Below are 14,550 nucleotides of genomic sequence, written 5' to 3'. Positions count from 1 at the left end.
AAATTCTTCATTCTAAATTCTTAATTTAATTCAAGCCTATTTTCGGGAGGATCTGATGCAAGAGTCAGTAGTTTATCAACGGATTATTCGTCAAGGATTAGAAGAAGGAAAGCGCAATGAACTTAATTTAATTATCCGTCTACTAAACCGTCGCATAGGTGAGATAAATCCCCAATTACAAAATCAAATTGAGGAATTATCCTTTGAGCAGTTAGAGGATTTAGGAGAAGCGTTGTTAGATTTTGAAGCCGAGGTGGATTTGACCAATTGGTTGCACCAGTTTGGGGATAAGTAAAATCCCGTTAGGTTTAGTATCCAAAAGCAGTGCAATCTAGAGCTGATTGAGTGGGTTTGGATTTGCCTTACCCACTATAATAATATTGCTCAAAATCCCATCCAATTCCTGTTCCCCCCTTTTTTAAGGGGGGTTAGGGGGGATCTATAGATTTAACTGAAGTAAATAAGTCCCAATTGTAGCTAAAAATATTAAATATTTTAAATAAATACAGACTAATATTATTGCTAATTTTTGTGATAAAATATAAAAATAGTACCAAACAAAAGCTAGAAGTATTTCTAGTTTTTTTACCCATAATTAACGTTGATTATTGTCAGGATTTCCTCGGGATTTAAAGAGTTAGTTAAGTGGTCGATATTTCCGACATACCTTTCCCTGGGTTTTAAGAAGATAATTTGGGATAGGTTCGAGTCGTCGAATTTGTAGCTCTTAACCCTCTTTTCGATTAGTTAACCAGAATTGACTTAGTTAGATCAGATGTGTAATGACTTACGACAGTACCCTGAAATATTTAGTTGAACAATATCCCCAAGCCTTTACCCGTTGGTTGTGGAACCAGCAACCAGCAGAGGATATCGAAATTCTCAACACCGAATTGAGCACAGAGCCAATTCGAGCAGATGCCTTGTTTTTTGTGCGGGTTGCTGATGCTATTTTGCATTTGGAATTTCAAACCCTACCCCAATCTGAACCTCCTTTACCCCTGCGGATGCTGGATTATTGGGTAAGGTTGTATCGGCAGTATCGCTGTGATATTGAGCAAGTAATAATTTTCCTGAAACCAAGCCGATTAGCGGGAGTATTTGTGAATCAATTTACCGAGAGGAACCTATCCTTCCGCTACCGGGTGATTCGGATTTGGGAATGTGATCCACAAGCATTACTCACAACGCCGGGGTTACTACCCTTGGCTGTGTTAGCACAAGCAGAAGTGCCAGAAACATTGCTATCTCAGGTAGCAGCCAAAATCGATATGATTGAAGATAGACAACAGCAGCGTAACCTATCTGCTTGCGTGCAACTGTTGGCTGGGGTGAAATTTGATGAGCAGTTAATTCAAGCCTATTTTCGGGAGGATATGATGCAAGAATCAGTAGTTTATCAACGAATTATTCGCCAAGGATTAGAACAGGGATTAGAACAGGGATTAAAACAAGGATTAGAACAAGGATTAGAACAAGGAAAGCGCAATGAATTTAATTTAATTATCCGTCTAATTAACCGTCGCCTAGGTGAGATAAATCCCCAATTACAAAATCAAATTGAGGAATTATCCTTTGACCAGTTGGAAGATTTAGGAGAAGCATTGTTAGATTTTCAAACCGAGGTGGATTTGACCAATTGGTTGAACCAGTTTAGGGATAAGTAAAATCCCGTTAGGTGTAGTATCCAAAAGCAGTGCCATCTATAGCTGCTAGAGTGGGTAATGCAAAATTGAGAATGTAGAATTGAGAATGTAGAATTCAGAATGTAGAATTCAGAATGTAGAATTCAGAATGTAGAATTCAGAATGTAGAATTCAGAATTTATAATCGGCGAAGGTATAATTTTAAATTCTTTATTATTCATTTTTAATTCTTAATTCTTAATTCTTAATTCTTAATTCTTAATTCTTAATTCTTAATTCTTAGTTCTTAATTCTTCATTCTTCATTCTTCATTCTTAATTCTTCATTCCTCTGACCCCAATCAAGTAGACTTCAACAGCCATAGACTAAGTAAGCCCAGTCTGAAGATTTCTTTCCCTAATGGTCCTGTACCTGAACAGATGTCATGCCTGTAATCAGCTTGAATTTGTTCCTGAGTCAAAGCCCGACTGTAAATTCGTACACCAGCCAAAAGTCCCGAGTACTGATAGTCAAGGTCGCCTTGAATCTCACGGAATTGCCCCAGCCTTAGGGGTCTACCAGGGGAAGGGGCTATCGGGTTGTCAGTCTGATTGGGAATCCGACGGATGTTGCCGTTAAAGTCTCGAACTTCTTCGATGTGGCTTTGGATGCCATTAATGTAGGTCTGCATGATAAACCTACCGGGAGCCAGTTCACCAAAGGTTGCAGCGAGATGGGTCCATTGACCACCATGGATGATATCCTCACTGACTACACCACCACTGCCGCTAGTTTCGTCTGCTTCCTTAGGTAATCCTTGGGTGACATTGTTGGGGATGATAGTCAGAATCAGGTTGCGATCCGTTTGTAGAGTACTCAGGAAAAGATACCAGGAAAATCCTTTGCATATCGGCTGTGGGCAGGCTCCAAAACCAACTTCTCCATCAGGGTAAGTACCCTGGGGAGGATCGGTAAAGGCTGGGTTTGCTTTGATGTAATCAACCTTAACCCAAGTTTCCACGGTCAGGTTAGCCAGATCTGGGAAATTGGGAACCTCAACGTATTGTGCAAAGGACATTTGCGGGGATTCGCCGCTATCAGATAAGCGTCTGAGAACGTTATAGTTCAGGGATGCTGAACCAACAAACCCTGGCGGGACATCCGCTGAGGGAGCCAGAGGATGGGCATCCGGATCGTGCTGGATCATACCGTCAAGGGTTCCAGGATTAGCTGTGTTCCTGATCACTCTGGTGTCCGTTGGAGTCTCAAATAAATACTCAGCTACCAAATCTGTGGGATCGGGGGTAAACATTTCTGTTTTTCTTCTGCTTGGACTTTGGACAAAATTTGATGTTCTGCCTTTCGTCTCTACTCAAAACAATTGGCTAACAAATCTATTGTCAAAGGCCCCCTTAGATATTGACAGTACCCTTTGAGGGTACTATTTTGTCCAAAGTCCAATATTGCCTTTTTCAATTAGGTGAGGTACATTTCTTGGGGTTTTAGGGAACAGGGAACAGGGAACAGGGAATAGGGAATAGGGAATAGGGAATAGGAAAGTCGGAATAGGGAATAGGGAAGATCAAAAAAATTGATCCTCATTAGGCTAGAAGCCGCTAGAGTAGTACCAGAATTAGTGATTGTTTTGAAGCAACAAAAACCTGAGACTATAGTGCAGGCAAGATTTCCCCACTGCAATAATTTGATGAATTATAGTGGATTGCTATAGTATTCGTTGTTTTGATGCGTTCCCGTAGCGGCTTAATGCTCGCCCATAGCGTTTTTAATTCCAATAACGCCAGTAACGACGACCTTTCCAAAATACCCCTAGGATTACTCCAATCACAGAATCCATGGAAAACCCAACTAACCCAAAAGGGATGGGCAGTTGGGACTTGAGCAATAAACCGACGATAAGGCACAACACTAAAGCCCAAAGACTAGAGGTCTTCAGGAATACCTGAGACTGCCAACGTTCACAAATATAAACTCCTAACACTCCAACTCCTACAGCCGCAGCCATAAACCAGATGATTGCTAGGGGTCTAGAAAATAGTAGCACCGAGACGGGACGGAAAATTTCTGATTGAGTCAAGACCCATATCAACAGGTTCTCTAGAGCAACTACCAGCACAGTGGTTAAGGCAGCTACTTTGGACAGAGGTAGCCAAGGCTGTTGCTTAAAATTACGCCAAGGGTTATTCATGTTATGCTTCCTTTGACTTGGTTGAGGATTTTAAAAAAAGTGTAGCGAGCTGGAAAACCCTGTCTGATCATGAACTTGCCAATCGTCTATCACCAGGACTATGTTGCACCTCTGCCAGACGGGCATCGCTTTCCCATGCCTAAATTTGGGAAACTCTACCAACTACTGCTACAAGAAGGCATTGCCACTCCTCAACAATTCCACACCCCAGACCGTCCCCCACTAGACTGGCTCCACCTGGTTCACACCCCCGACTATGTTCAAGCGTACTGTCAAGGTACCCTTGAGCCGAAAGCTGTGCGACGCATTGGCTTACCTTGGAGTCCAGCTTTAGTCAAGCGTACTTGTACTGCCGTAGGTGGCACGATTCTTACGGCTAAACTAGCCCTGAGTAAAGGGTTAGCCTGCAATACTGCTGGTGGTACCCATCATGCTTTTCCCAATTATGGCTCAGGTTTTTGTATCTTTAATGATTTAGCGATCGCATCCCGTGTTCTCCAACAACTGGGACTAGTGCAGAAAATTCTAATTGTTGACCTAGATGTCCACCAAGGAGACGGTACCGCCTTTATCTTCCAAAACGACCACAGTGTCTTCACCTTTTCCATGCACTGTGAAGTCAATTTCCCTAGCACCAAACAAAAAAGCGACTTAGACGTTCCCCTACCAGAGGGGATGGATGATGATGCCTATCTACAGACCCTAGCCAAGTATCTTCCGGACTTACTCTCAGGATTCAAACCCAATTTAGTCCTCTACGATGCTGGAGTTGACCCCCATGTAGAAGACCGCTTGGGCAAATTAGCCCTGACCGACACAGGAATCTACCGTCGGGATATGCAAGTGTTGAGTACCTGTGTAGCAGCTGGCATCCCAGTTGCTAGTGTTATTGGTGGTGGCTACGGAAATGATTTCGATGCCCTAATCTATCGCCACTCTTTACTTTACCGTGCTGCTCTTGAGGTCTATCGCCAATTTAAGCTTTAATGGCAAACTAGAGAAGTAGGAATTCTTTGGTCGTAATTCATAGGATTGATAGCTAGATATAGGTAGATAAATTCCCTAGAGCTACGGCCAACGCTACACCCCACTCCCAATTTACCATTCCCCATAAAAAAACTGTGGTGCTATCTAAAGGCTTTGAAGTAGAAATGTATACCGGCACTCCCGAAGGGGATATTGTCGGTTTTTCCGATCAGATTGTGGCATCCCTCGACGGATTTGTCCGAGAGCCAGATCAGCGCAATGTCGAATACACCACTGCTCCTTTATGTTGCTATGACCGTCTTTTATGTGCCTTAGTGCGTCCTCGGCAGCAGCTGCGACAGTATTTAAAAAGCTTGGGTAACTATACACTAATTCCCGGCAGTACCCTGTCCTTAGGTGGAAGCGATCGCTTTTACCGTTCTGACCCCAATAATCCTTACCATTCCTACATTGAGACCACCTACGGCACTAAAGTTGTCACTGCCAGCATCCATATCAATGTCGGCATCTCTGACCCGGAAATCCTGATGAGAGCTTGTCGTCTCGTGCGAATGGAAGCTCCTCTGTATCTAGCCCTCAGTGCATCTTCCCCCTTTCTGGATGGCCAAACCACTGGCTATCACTCCACCCGTTGGGGAATGTTTCCCAAAACTCCCTCTGATGTTCCTTTATTTGAAAGCCATCGTCACTTTATCCAGTGGAATGAAGAGCAACTAGCTGCTGGTACCATGTTTAATGTCCGTCATCTGTGGACCTCTGTGCGCCCCAATGGCAACCGACGCCCCTATGATCTCAACCGCCTAGAGCTGAGAATCTGTGATTTAATGGTCGATCCCATTGCTCTGTTATCGGTTATGGCACTATTGGAAGCACGCCTGATCCAACTGATTGATGATCCCAGCCTTGACCCCCTGGAGATAAGTACAATACCTGCCAACAACCGTTCCGCTGACTTGATTGCCCTCACAGATGCCAATGAAGTGGCTGCGGCTAAATCCAGTTTGGATGCCCAACTTAGGCATTGGCAGGATGGCAGACTAATTCTGGCAAGAGATTGGATTGAGGAACTTTATCAAGAGGTTTGGCCGGTAGCCAAAAAACAGGGTTTTAGTTGCTTCCTCTCACCGGTTCAGAAAATTCTACGGGAAGGAAACACCGCTTCGCAATGGTTACAACTTCATGGAGTGGGTTTTAATCCTCGCCAAGTGATGATTCAAGCCATTCAATCCATGGCTGAACAAGAATCGCTACTAGAAGATCAATTGTGCCAGTCCCTGGTAGCCTAACTTCCTGGCGTTGGGTCAGTCTTTGAATGAATATTCGTAGAGTGGGCATCCTGCCCGGGTTGAGTCAGTCTTTGAATGAATATTCGTAGAGTGGGCATCCTGCCCGGGTTGGGTCAGTCTTTGAATGAATATTCGTAGAGTGGGCATCCTGCCCGGGTTGGGTCAGTCTTGTTTTGAATATTCGTAGAGTGGGCATCCTGCCCGGGTTGGGTCAGTCTTGTTTTGAATATTCGTAGAGTGGGCATCCTGCCCGCATTGGGTCAGTCTTGTTTTGAATATTCCTAGAGTGGGCATCCTGCCCGGGTTGGGTCAGTCTTGTTTTGAATATTCCTAGAGTGGGCATCCTGCCCGGGTTGGGTCAGTCTTGTTTTGAATATTCGTAGAGTGGGCATCCTGCCCGCCCCACAATCTAATGAAACGGGCAAGATGCCCATTCCACGGCAAGATGCCAGTTCCACGGCAAGATGCCCATTCCACGGCAAGATGCCTATTCCACCTCACTCTTAAAATCATTCCATTATTAATTAAGCAACTCCAACTTCCTATTTGTTATTAAATTCAACTTAAACAATTAAACTTATAACTACGAGGGTAGGGCAAATCCTCATTCGCCCTACCCTCTGATTACGATGCCATTTTTTATGAATTTTTATAAAGTTTTTATAGTTTTTGTAAAGAAAACCGCCTTAATTGAATAATTTTTTTGCCAGGTGAAATGGTTTGAAATATAAGAATATCTAATATATAGTTCAACAAAAACTAATATAAGAAAAACATATATGATCTATATCACTAGGTAGAGGTGATCTGAAATACAGACAAAACTAGAAACCTTAGGTATGCCTATAGTACTATAACCTAAGATATATATCGAATGCTCCTCGAACCTGAATCCATTGAATTCAAATAAATCTTTTCCGACACCCGTTCGCCCAGACCCGTTAGCCCACACCCCAGACCCAGTCAAGCTTTCAAGCTACTTGTCACCACTTAAAATAGCCATAGGCGATCGCCTATTTGTTTTCTAATCAGGGGTTTTATACCGAGTTGTATTCAAAGATAGTAGATTGGTTGGATAGGGAGATGGGGAGATAGGGAGATGGGGAGATGGGGAGATGGGGAGATTGGGGGAAGAGAAAGTTGTACGTTTGTCCGCAACTTGGTATTAGACCCAGATTTGGTATGAATATAGATTAGGGTCAAACGTGTTAAGGGTTTCATGGTAAAAGTTGTCTTAATCAACCCGCAAATTCCACCGAATACCGGCAATATTGCCCGAACTTGCGCCGCCACCACTACTCAATTGCACTTAGTGGGTCCGTTGGGTTTTGAAATTAGCGATCGCTACTTGAAACGAGCAGGACTAGATTATTGGCCCTATGTAGATCTCAAATATCATGATTCCCTTGATGCATTTGTCAGCTATCACCAGAAGCAAGAGGGGCGATGGATTGGCTTTACCAAGAGAGGAACATACAACTATATCAAGTTTCAGTTTCAGCCCAAGGACTGGTTATTGTTTGGCTGCGAAACCAGAGGTTTGCCTCCCCATGTCTTAGATGCTTGTCAGGCTAAAGTCTTTATCCCCATGACCCAGCCAGGAGTGCGCAGCTTAAATCTCTCCGTCAGTGCTGCCCTTGGCTTATTTGAGGCCAGGCGTCAGTTGGGTTACTTGGAATAGGTGTTTTCTGTGTTAATAATTAGGACTTACTAAGTTTACTTGGTTTCCCCAGTCCTATTTGTATAAATTTTTGATATAGATTTCTTTTGTATAGATTTACTTGTATAGATTTTTCTTATAGATTTAGTTGTATCGATTTAGTTGTATCGATTTACGTTTAAGCCTTAACCGTTTAATCTTTAATTAAAGCTTAGCACTTTAATATACCACTCCTGAAATCAGGTGTCAAGAGAAATATTGATGGCAACTAAAGTTGCTGTTTCCCTAGTCCTACTGTTGCTGGAGTACGATCGAAAAATTACATGGGGAGCAACTGATCGCCCCACTCAAAACATACTGATACCCCTTGAGGGGTTTAAACACTATAGCTAGAGTTTAAATGCCTAATTTATCCTCTACTGATGGTGTAAATAGGAAATGTCTGTAGAAATGTGTAATTTTTGTGAAAAACAATCCCTCTCAGCGAATTCCCTAGGTGATCAATCAATAACTAGATTTTTAGATTTGGTTAAACTGTGTAAAAACGTTTTGTTGCACAAGTCTGTTTTAATCAGGGAAAGACGTCAAAACAAGCATCTTTGGGTAGAATCAAGGACTGTCAGCCTACAGCTGGCCGGACGCACCTTGGTTGAATGAGTTAGTGTGTGTAGAATTACTCACCAGAAATTCAGCTATCTAGAAAACTGAAATTACTTAACACATATAAGAAATTTCTATCATAAAGAGTAGGATTACCGAGAAATTACCGATAGATTTTGCTGATATCAAATGGGGAGTGATCAGTATACCAAACCAGCTATCAGTAGATAAAAGGAGGATTTGAAGGATTTTGTGAGCACACCATCAACTAGCAACCCACCAGGATTAAGATCCGGGTTGATACAGGATTATACGGTTGTTGTCTTACCCAAAATTCGCGTAGAGTTCAGCTGTAACTAGTCAGTTGCTTCGAGATTCCCATCGCTGTTTTTATGGCGCTCAAACAGAATAATCAGCAAATATGCTCGATTTTCTGGGGTTACTGAGGGTGGTTTCCCGGAGAACGCCTGATTAGCCAGTTACTTTATATGCATATATATGCAGCATATGCAGCAATCCTGAACGGCAGCCGTGGTCAATCTCGACAATATCTCTGCTATGGGATGTTGTCCACCTAGTTGTCTAAGGATAATTACCTATCAATGGCTTCAAGGTGTATCTAGCTATTGCCGTCAAAGAATAAATTTTTTAGTAGTCATGTGAGCTTGTCTAAATCAAAGAAGCACGGTAATCTTTGCTAAGTCTCCCAAATAAATGTGATTTGGATCACACTTTAGAAGTGAGTCAAATCATTGACTGGTAAAAAATAAATCAGGAACTGTTAAGCGCTCGTCAAACACCAGGAGGACGTTTTTGAAAGGAACACTTACTGATAAGGTCAATCATGTTCCGACCTGTGCAGCAGAGTCATCGGATTCGCCATCGAAACTACCTGCAAGTAATCATCCGGTCGGTGCAGCAATTCCCCTTGAGGTGAACCGTAAGGCTCGTACCTCAGCAGCCATGATTGGATTGGCGATTTCCATGGGGGCATCTGGGTTACTATTACCTCAACAGGGCGATGAAGCAATGGCATTCGAGCCAGTTGCTCCTGAGCCAAGTGGGACGAATCTACCAGCAGCAGAATTTAAGGTTGCCGCTGTTTCAAGCCCCTCATTGCTAAACCCGGCTAAGGAGGGACAAGGGGGTGTGGAATCAAAGCCAGCCTCACCCCGAGAACTTGCGATTCGGCAAAGCCGACGCTACGCGATGCTCGGTACGAGCCGCTACGCGAACGCGAATTTTAACAAGCTCAAAACCGATGACACTCTCCCAATAGCCAGGAAGTCTACCATTGGTGAGGTTAAGGGTACTGATGTCAAAGCCTCATCTAAGTCTGAGGGTGTAGAGCCAAAACAGTTGCTAGCATCTGCACCAGTCTCAAAATCGGGTAACCTGTCAACGGATGCATCACAAGCTGTTTCCGACAAGACCAATAATCTTTTAAAAGCTAGACAAGACATAGCCCTCAAGCGCCTCCAAAAACATCGAAACCGTCTGAGCAAAAGTCTGGTTCAGTTGAGGTCCGAGGAGTTTAACAAGTCTTATGAACTGGCATCAGCGACCCTTGGTTCTAGCCCACACACTTTACCCCCTGCAGTGCTAAAACCTGAGGGTTCAGTAACACAAACATCGCAGCCCATTGTTACGGTACCTACAGCTCCGGCGCTGCTCCCACAGCCAAGGCCGAAAGTTGCTGTATCACCAGCCTTAACCCAATCAACTAGATCTGAGCCACTACCAGTGGTCATTCCAGTACCGACTCCAGAAACAACTGTCATATCGGCAGTCAAAGCATCAGTTTTCAAGGTCAGTACTCCAAGAATTGCATCGGCTACAACCAAGGTAACTACAGAGCAACTAAATGTACCACAGCCAGTGGTGGTGGGAACTAGGCTGTCATCTACTGGCAACTCTTTTCACCAGGTCAAAGCTGGTGAAACCCTCGATTCTATTGCCCGTAGTTATGGTTTATCCCGCTCAGAGCTAGTCTTAGCCAATCAGCTAGATAATCCTCACCTAATTGAAATTAATCAACAGCTGAAAATTCCTCAAATTGGGACATTCGATCAGCAACAGTCGTCAGTAAATTTGGTATCTAGCAACAGCCCGAAATCTGAACCTTGGAAGCCAGCAATAGGGCGACCATTGGATTTAGAAACAACTATCTCTGTTAAGACTTCTACTAGTCGAGATCAAGTCACATCCGTATCTATAGAGGAAAAAGCTAAAGTAAAACCGCTAACTAAGACAATTCTGGCTGAATCGACCTCAGACAGTGGTCTGCTAGCTCAAGCTACTTCCTCCATTGAAAATGAACCTTTAGAGTCTATTAACTCTCAGCGCAACTCCTATGTTGAAAAATTAAGGGCTGACATCCTCAAGATGCGGGAAGAAATCCGGCACAATAAAACCAGCCCAGAGGAAAGCAAACCAATCAACCTAGAAGTTCCTACTAACGAGCCAGTTAACGAGCCAGTTGCTGATAGCTCAGATAAGGAGTCTACATCCGTCGAGATCACTCCCGAGTTCAGTCCTCAGAACAATCAAGCAACTGGTGCGAAAGAGTCGGAATTATTATTACCGCAGCCACCGAAAGCTCCACAGGTTCCTATTGCTATTCCAACACCTCAGCCACCCCGGAAAACTCGACGCAGTTCTATTGCCATTCCTGTGCCTCCACCTGAGGTATCACAACCCCGAAGAATAGCTGTAGCTCCTGCCCCACCGCAACGATTTAACCCAATGATCCGCATACCGGTAGGAAAACCGGTTTCGCCAGGAGTGCCACCTCTGTCTACACCAGATATGTACTTGCCAGATAGCCCTAACCGCTTTAACGGATATATCTGGCCAAGTAATGGTGTGATTACCTCAGGTTATGGTCGGCGTTGGGGACGGATGCACAAGGGCATTGATATTGCAGCTCCTATTGGGACACCAATTATGGCAGCAGCCCCTGGTGTTGTAGTCAGTGCTGGTTGGAATTCAGGTGGCTACGGTAAATTGGTGGAAATCAAGCATCCTGATGGTAGTCTGACCCTTTATGCCCACAACAGCCGAATTTTTGTGCGTCGTGGACAACAGGTTGGCCAAGGTCAAAGAATTGCCGCTATGGGTAGCACAGGTTATAGCACTGGTCCTCATTTACACTTTGAGGTTCATCCCAGAGGTCGAGGAGCCGCCAACCCGATCGCCTATTTGCCTAGAAGACGGTAATAGAGTGATTTCAAGGGAAGTATCCCAATCAGGCAAAATTAATAGGTCGAAGGAGGAGACAGAGGTGAAGGGTAAGGTGAGCAACAGGTAACTTTCCTACTCTTCCTCACCTTCTCTGACAATATTTATACTGACCCTTAGCAGCTTGAGCTAACGGGAAAGTCTAAGTCAGAGGCAGGAATGACCTTTCCTATTTTTCTTCTACCTTTTCCCCTATACCCCTTTATCTGTGCCGTTCGATGGGCGTTTAGCAGTATGTCAACTAAACTTCTGCTCAAGCAATAGAAATTATGATAGAAATTATTGGCATTGATATGTTATAGTAGATAAGGGTTAAAAAAAAAGGCTCAGTAGCTCAGTGGTTAGAGCAAGGGACTCATAAGCCCGAGGTCGCAGGTTCAAATCCCGCCTGAGCCATACCTGATTAATTAGTCAACATTAGCCAGCTAACTGGATTGATCAAGGGAATCCTGGTAGCGTTCTTGGATTTCCTTAATCGAAAACAGAGCTTGAAACATTAGCCCAGCCGACTGATAAAGCTCGGCTCCGCCTTGCATTCGATCCACCAGCGCTATTACCAGCTCTACCTGGTAACCGGCTTGCTTGAGGCGATCCACGGCTTTCATGGCTGATTGCCCAGTAGTCACCACATCTTCCAATACCACTACTTTGGCTCCTGTGGGCAAAGAAGGACCTTCAATGTATGCCCTGGTTCCATGACCTTTTGGCTGTTTGCGGATAATTAGACCTGGGATAGGGCGGTTTTCTAAGGCAGAAACAATGCTAACCGCACTCACTATGGGATCTGCCCCCAGAGTTAAGCCAGCAACTGCTTGAGTATCAGCAGGTAGCATTGAGAATAGCAAACGTCCTATTGCCAATGCTCCTTGAGGATGAAGGGTGACCTGTTTACCATTGATGTAATAAGAGCTACGCTGCCCTGACGAAAGCACAAAATCACCCTCTTGGTAAGCGAGTTGGCAAAACAAATCCAGCAGAAAAGGTCGCAGGAGAGGTAAATCCTTTGGGGTGGACAGGGCTTGAGATTGGATGTTCATGAAAATTACTGAAAAAAACCTAGAGTCAAGGGAAAATGGCAGCCTACAAGCTACCATCAAACCGGTTGATTTGGATTTGGTGGGTATTCTTTCACCCGCTGGGGTAGTTTCCCCCTAATATCGGATACTATTGAGGAAAACTACGGGTGATTACGATGCAAATGCGTTGGGCAAAGCTGTTTAGTGTTGTAGTTATAGCAGCCACTGCTAGTCTAGGAGCAGGTGGTGCCATAGCAGAAACTAATTCGGAGGAGTTGGAGCTAATTCCTCTAGTAACCTTACCTGAGGCTTTTGAAAACGCTTTTTTTAATGACTCTGGGAACTTTTTTGAAAACAGGAGCATCAAGAGTCAAATCGATACAATTTTTGGTTCCGGATGGCCACCTGCGTTTCCAGAACTGGCACTTGAGCGGGATGCTCAGCGTGTCAGTAATCTTTATCGGGATTTACTAGAGCAGCAGGTAGAAAGTGGCCCTGTTATTCGTACTCTGGATTTACCCAACCCCTATAATACTTCCCTACGGTTGCTAGAGCAATCGAGTGATATACCAATCCAAGTGGAAAACCAAGAATTTTTCTTGGCACCGCAGCCGATACCACAGCTGCGTAGATGAGTATGGGGCAGATTACTAGGGGTCAGATTACTAGAGCTGATAGTAGTAGCTGACCGCAAGTGTCCAATCCAGGGTGCAGGAGTTGAACCTGCCTAGGGCAAATTATGAGTTTGCTGCCTCAACCGCTCGGCCAACCCTGGGTGATTCCTTTCTATTATGGTAGCCTGAATTAGCTTAGTTTAACACCACTAACTATAAATTCCCGATTTATCCAATAATTCTGAGAACATAAGATAATCTAGCTGTATAGCAGCACTATAATACAGCACGGAACCAGCGGTAATTCGGAATAACGTTAATCACCCTATGAAATTCAACACAACTGTAGCGCTAACCATAGTTCTACTGACAATGATGTTAGGTGCAGGTGTCGTGAGTGCCTTTTGGGGATTCTCTCTCGGTCACGAAGCCCTCAAAGGAGTTACTCAACCGGATACTAACCCTAAGAAAAAGTTGACAGGAAAGAAGGGGTCTTCTTCTGGGAAAGAAGGGGTCTTGATTGTGAGCGAGAAGGATATCCTGGTTAACGTTCACGCCCACATACACAATAAGGGTAAAAAACCTTCGGCTAAGAAAAACAGGCAGAAAACTAAGCAAATTAGTTGGTCTAAGCCCGCTCAGAAGGAGTCGTCGTCTGATGTATTGACTCAAGAGGCATCCTTCACTCGGAAAAACCCTAAGCTAAATTTACCGGTTAAAAGTCAGGATAAGGGAGTCACCCTAGCGGTAAATTCTGCCAGTGTGCAGGAAGGTTCTTTAATGTTGGATGTCAGCTTGAAGAATCAGAGTTCTAATCCAGTCAGGTTTCTGTACAGCTTTTTGAATGTTACCGATGATCGCGGTCGTGCCCTAAGTGCAATTACGGAAGGCTTACCAGGAGAATTACCGGCTAATGGCAAGGAATTTTCTGGAACAGTGAGCATACCGACAGCTTTACTAGAGAACTCCGAGAAGCTTTCCCTGACACTGACCGATTATCCGGATCAAAAACTACAGTTGAAAATGTCTCAGATTCCTGTAGTTAGATAAGGAAGCAAGTCGAGGGAATGGTTGTTAAGGAGAAAACGTTGAAGCTATGCTAAAAGCCTATGTTGATAGCAAGCAACTAAGGCAGTTTCAGAGTCAGTCTCACGGCCAGTCTCACAGCCAGTTTCACAGCCAGTTTCAGAAATTTCCTTGACTGGCATTCGTGAACTAGCTCAAGCAAATGCTAGTAATACAACTGAAAACCCCATAATACAACTGATAAGTTTTTGATGGTAACCGATAACTCCATACCAAGCTGCCCTAGGTCT

General features: G+C 44.1%; 14 protein-coding genes and 2 tRNA genes. 10 read left to right on the top strand and 6 right to left on the bottom strand.

What is annotated here, in order from left to right; all coding sequences use genetic code 11:
• The first annotated feature begins 55 nt into the window (after positions 1-55).
• Both F6J90_RS41200 and F6J90_RS41195 read left to right on the top strand, forming a co-directional pair.
• Positions 56-295, top strand: coding sequence for a DUF4351 domain-containing protein (locus F6J90_RS41200; protein WP_293108065.1), 240 nt, complete (start codon positions 56-58; stop codon positions 293-295).
• Between the two features lie 487 nt (positions 296-782).
• On the top strand, positions 783-1,667 hold the full coding sequence (locus F6J90_RS41195; RefSeq protein WP_293108062.1) for an Rpn family recombination-promoting nuclease/putative transposase: 885 nt from the start codon (positions 783-785) through the stop codon (positions 1,665-1,667).
• 319 nt (positions 1,668-1,986) lie between these two features.
• On the opposite strand, the gene F6J90_RS41190 is transcribed toward F6J90_RS41195, so the two are convergent.
• From F6J90_RS41190 to F6J90_RS41180, 3 genes are all read right to left on the bottom strand, one after another.
• A complete protein-coding gene (locus tag F6J90_RS41190) occupies positions 1,987-2,937 on the bottom strand; it encodes a LamG-like jellyroll fold domain-containing protein (RefSeq protein WP_293108059.1) in 951 nt (316 codons plus the stop codon).
• A 164-nt stretch (positions 2,938-3,101) separates the two neighbouring features.
• Positions 3,102-3,227 (bottom strand): hypothetical protein, encoded by a 126-nt coding sequence (locus F6J90_RS41185; RefSeq protein ID WP_293108056.1) that lies wholly within the window; start codon positions 3,225-3,227, stop codon positions 3,102-3,104.
• Between the two features lie 181 nt (positions 3,228-3,408).
• Entirely contained in the window at positions 3,409-3,831 is a 423-nt protein-coding gene (locus F6J90_RS41180) for a peptide chain release factor 1 (protein ID WP_293108054.1), read from the bottom strand.
• 69 nt (positions 3,832-3,900) lie between these two features.
• Here F6J90_RS41180 and F6J90_RS41175 point away from each other — a divergent pair, with 69 nt between their 5' ends.
• Together F6J90_RS41175 and gshA are read left to right on the top strand one after the other, a co-directional pair.
• On the top strand, positions 3,901-4,818 hold the full coding sequence (locus F6J90_RS41175; RefSeq protein ID WP_293108051.1) for a histone deacetylase: 918 nt from the start codon (positions 3,901-3,903) through the stop codon (positions 4,816-4,818).
• A 134-nt stretch (positions 4,819-4,952) separates the two neighbouring features.
• Positions 4,953-6,104 carry a glutamate--cysteine ligase gene (gene gshA, locus F6J90_RS41170; RefSeq protein ID WP_293108048.1) on the top strand — a complete coding sequence of 384 codons (1,152 nt, stop codon included), beginning with the start codon at positions 4,953-4,955 and terminating at the stop codon, positions 6,102-6,104.
• 330 nt (positions 6,105-6,434) lie between these two features.
• Here the strand turns inward: gshA and F6J90_RS41165 are convergent, their stop codons facing one another.
• Positions 6,435-6,617 carry a hypothetical protein gene (locus F6J90_RS41165; RefSeq protein WP_293108045.1) on the bottom strand — a complete coding sequence of 61 codons (183 nt, stop codon included), beginning with the start codon at positions 6,615-6,617 and terminating at the stop codon, positions 6,435-6,437.
• A 706-nt stretch (positions 6,618-7,323) separates the two neighbouring features.
• Here F6J90_RS41165 and trmL point away from each other — a divergent pair.
• From trmL to F6J90_RS41145, 4 genes are all read left to right on the top strand, one after another.
• Complete coding sequence (trmL, locus tag F6J90_RS41160; protein WP_293108042.1) at positions 7,324-7,785, top strand: tRNA (uridine(34)/cytosine(34)/5-carboxymethylaminomethyluridine(34)-2'-O)-methyltransferase TrmL; 462 nt, start codon at positions 7,324-7,326, stop codon at positions 7,783-7,785.
• A 240-nt stretch (positions 7,786-8,025) separates the two neighbouring features.
• Positions 8,026-8,157: a hypothetical protein gene (locus tag F6J90_RS41155; protein WP_293108039.1), complete on the top strand. Its 132-nt coding sequence runs from the start codon at positions 8,026-8,028 to the stop codon at positions 8,155-8,157.
• Between the two features lie 1,020 nt (positions 8,158-9,177).
• The gene (locus F6J90_RS41150; RefSeq protein WP_293108037.1) at positions 9,178-11,583 is read left to right on the top strand and encodes a peptidoglycan DD-metalloendopeptidase family protein; all 2,406 of its coding nucleotides are present in this window, start codon (positions 9,178-9,180) and stop codon (positions 11,581-11,583) included.
• A gap of 344 nt (positions 11,584-11,927) precedes the next feature.
• Positions 11,928-12,000 (top strand) — tRNA-Met (locus F6J90_RS41145).
• A gap of 29 nt (positions 12,001-12,029) precedes the next feature.
• Here the strand turns inward: F6J90_RS41145 and pyrE are convergent.
• Positions 12,030-12,641 (bottom strand): orotate phosphoribosyltransferase, encoded by a 612-nt coding sequence (gene pyrE / locus F6J90_RS41140; RefSeq protein WP_293108034.1) that lies wholly within the window; start codon positions 12,639-12,641, stop codon positions 12,030-12,032.
• A gap of 146 nt (positions 12,642-12,787) precedes the next feature.
• Between pyrE and F6J90_RS41135 the strand changes: the two genes are divergently transcribed.
• A complete protein-coding gene (locus tag F6J90_RS41135) occupies positions 12,788-13,255 on the top strand; it encodes a hypothetical protein (RefSeq protein ID WP_293108032.1) in 468 nt (155 codons plus the stop codon).
• A gap of 67 nt (positions 13,256-13,322) precedes the next feature.
• Here the strand turns inward: F6J90_RS41135 and F6J90_RS41130 are convergent.
• Positions 13,323-13,395 (bottom strand) — tRNA-Ile (locus F6J90_RS41130).
• Between the two features lie 166 nt (positions 13,396-13,561).
• Here F6J90_RS41130 and F6J90_RS41125 point away from each other — a divergent pair.
• Positions 13,562-14,284 (top strand): hypothetical protein, encoded by a 723-nt coding sequence (locus F6J90_RS41125; RefSeq protein WP_293108030.1) that lies wholly within the window; start codon positions 13,562-13,564, stop codon positions 14,282-14,284.
• The last annotated feature ends 266 nt before the right edge of the window (positions 14,285-14,550 follow it).

It is taken from the genome of Moorena sp. SIOASIH, assembly GCF_010671925.1.
Classification (GTDB): Bacteria; Cyanobacteriota; Cyanobacteriia; order Cyanobacteriales; family Coleofasciculaceae; genus Moorena.
The sequence above is the reverse complement of the archived record's forward strand: the minus strand, read 5'-3'. Positions and strand labels throughout refer to the sequence as shown.

Excerpts from the sequence above, each read along its gene's own strand:
- pyrE (WP_293108034.1), bottom strand. The coding sequence starts at position 12,641 with ATGAACATCCAATCTCAAGCCCTGTCCACCCCAAAGGATTTACCTCTC.
- F6J90_RS41165 (WP_293108045.1), bottom strand. The coding sequence starts at position 6,617 with ATGATTTTAAGAGTGAGGTGGAATAGGCATCTTGCCGTGGAATGGGCA.
- F6J90_RS41190 (WP_293108059.1), bottom strand. The coding sequence starts at position 2,937 with ATGTTTACCCCCGATCCCACAGATTTGGTAGCTGAGTATTTATTTGAG.
- F6J90_RS41180 (WP_293108054.1), bottom strand. The coding sequence starts at position 3,831 with ATGAATAACCCTTGGCGTAATTTTAAGCAACAGCCTTGGCTACCTCTG.
- trmL (WP_293108042.1), top strand. The coding sequence starts at position 7,324 with ATGGTAAAAGTTGTCTTAATCAACCCGCAAATTCCACCGAATACCGGC.
- F6J90_RS41175 (WP_293108051.1), top strand. The coding sequence starts at position 3,901 with ATGAACTTGCCAATCGTCTATCACCAGGACTATGTTGCACCTCTGCCA.
- F6J90_RS41200 (WP_293108065.1), top strand. The coding sequence starts at position 56 with ATGCAAGAGTCAGTAGTTTATCAACGGATTATTCGTCAAGGATTAGAA.
- F6J90_RS41195 (WP_293108062.1), top strand. The coding sequence starts at position 783 with ATGACTTACGACAGTACCCTGAAATATTTAGTTGAACAATATCCCCAA.
- F6J90_RS41125 (WP_293108030.1), top strand. The coding sequence starts at position 13,562 with ATGAAATTCAACACAACTGTAGCGCTAACCATAGTTCTACTGACAATG.
- F6J90_RS41155 (WP_293108039.1), top strand. The coding sequence starts at position 8,026 with ATGGCAACTAAAGTTGCTGTTTCCCTAGTCCTACTGTTGCTGGAGTAC.
- F6J90_RS41185 (WP_293108056.1), bottom strand. The coding sequence starts at position 3,227 with ATGAGGATCAATTTTTTTGATCTTCCCTATTCCCTATTCCGACTTTCC.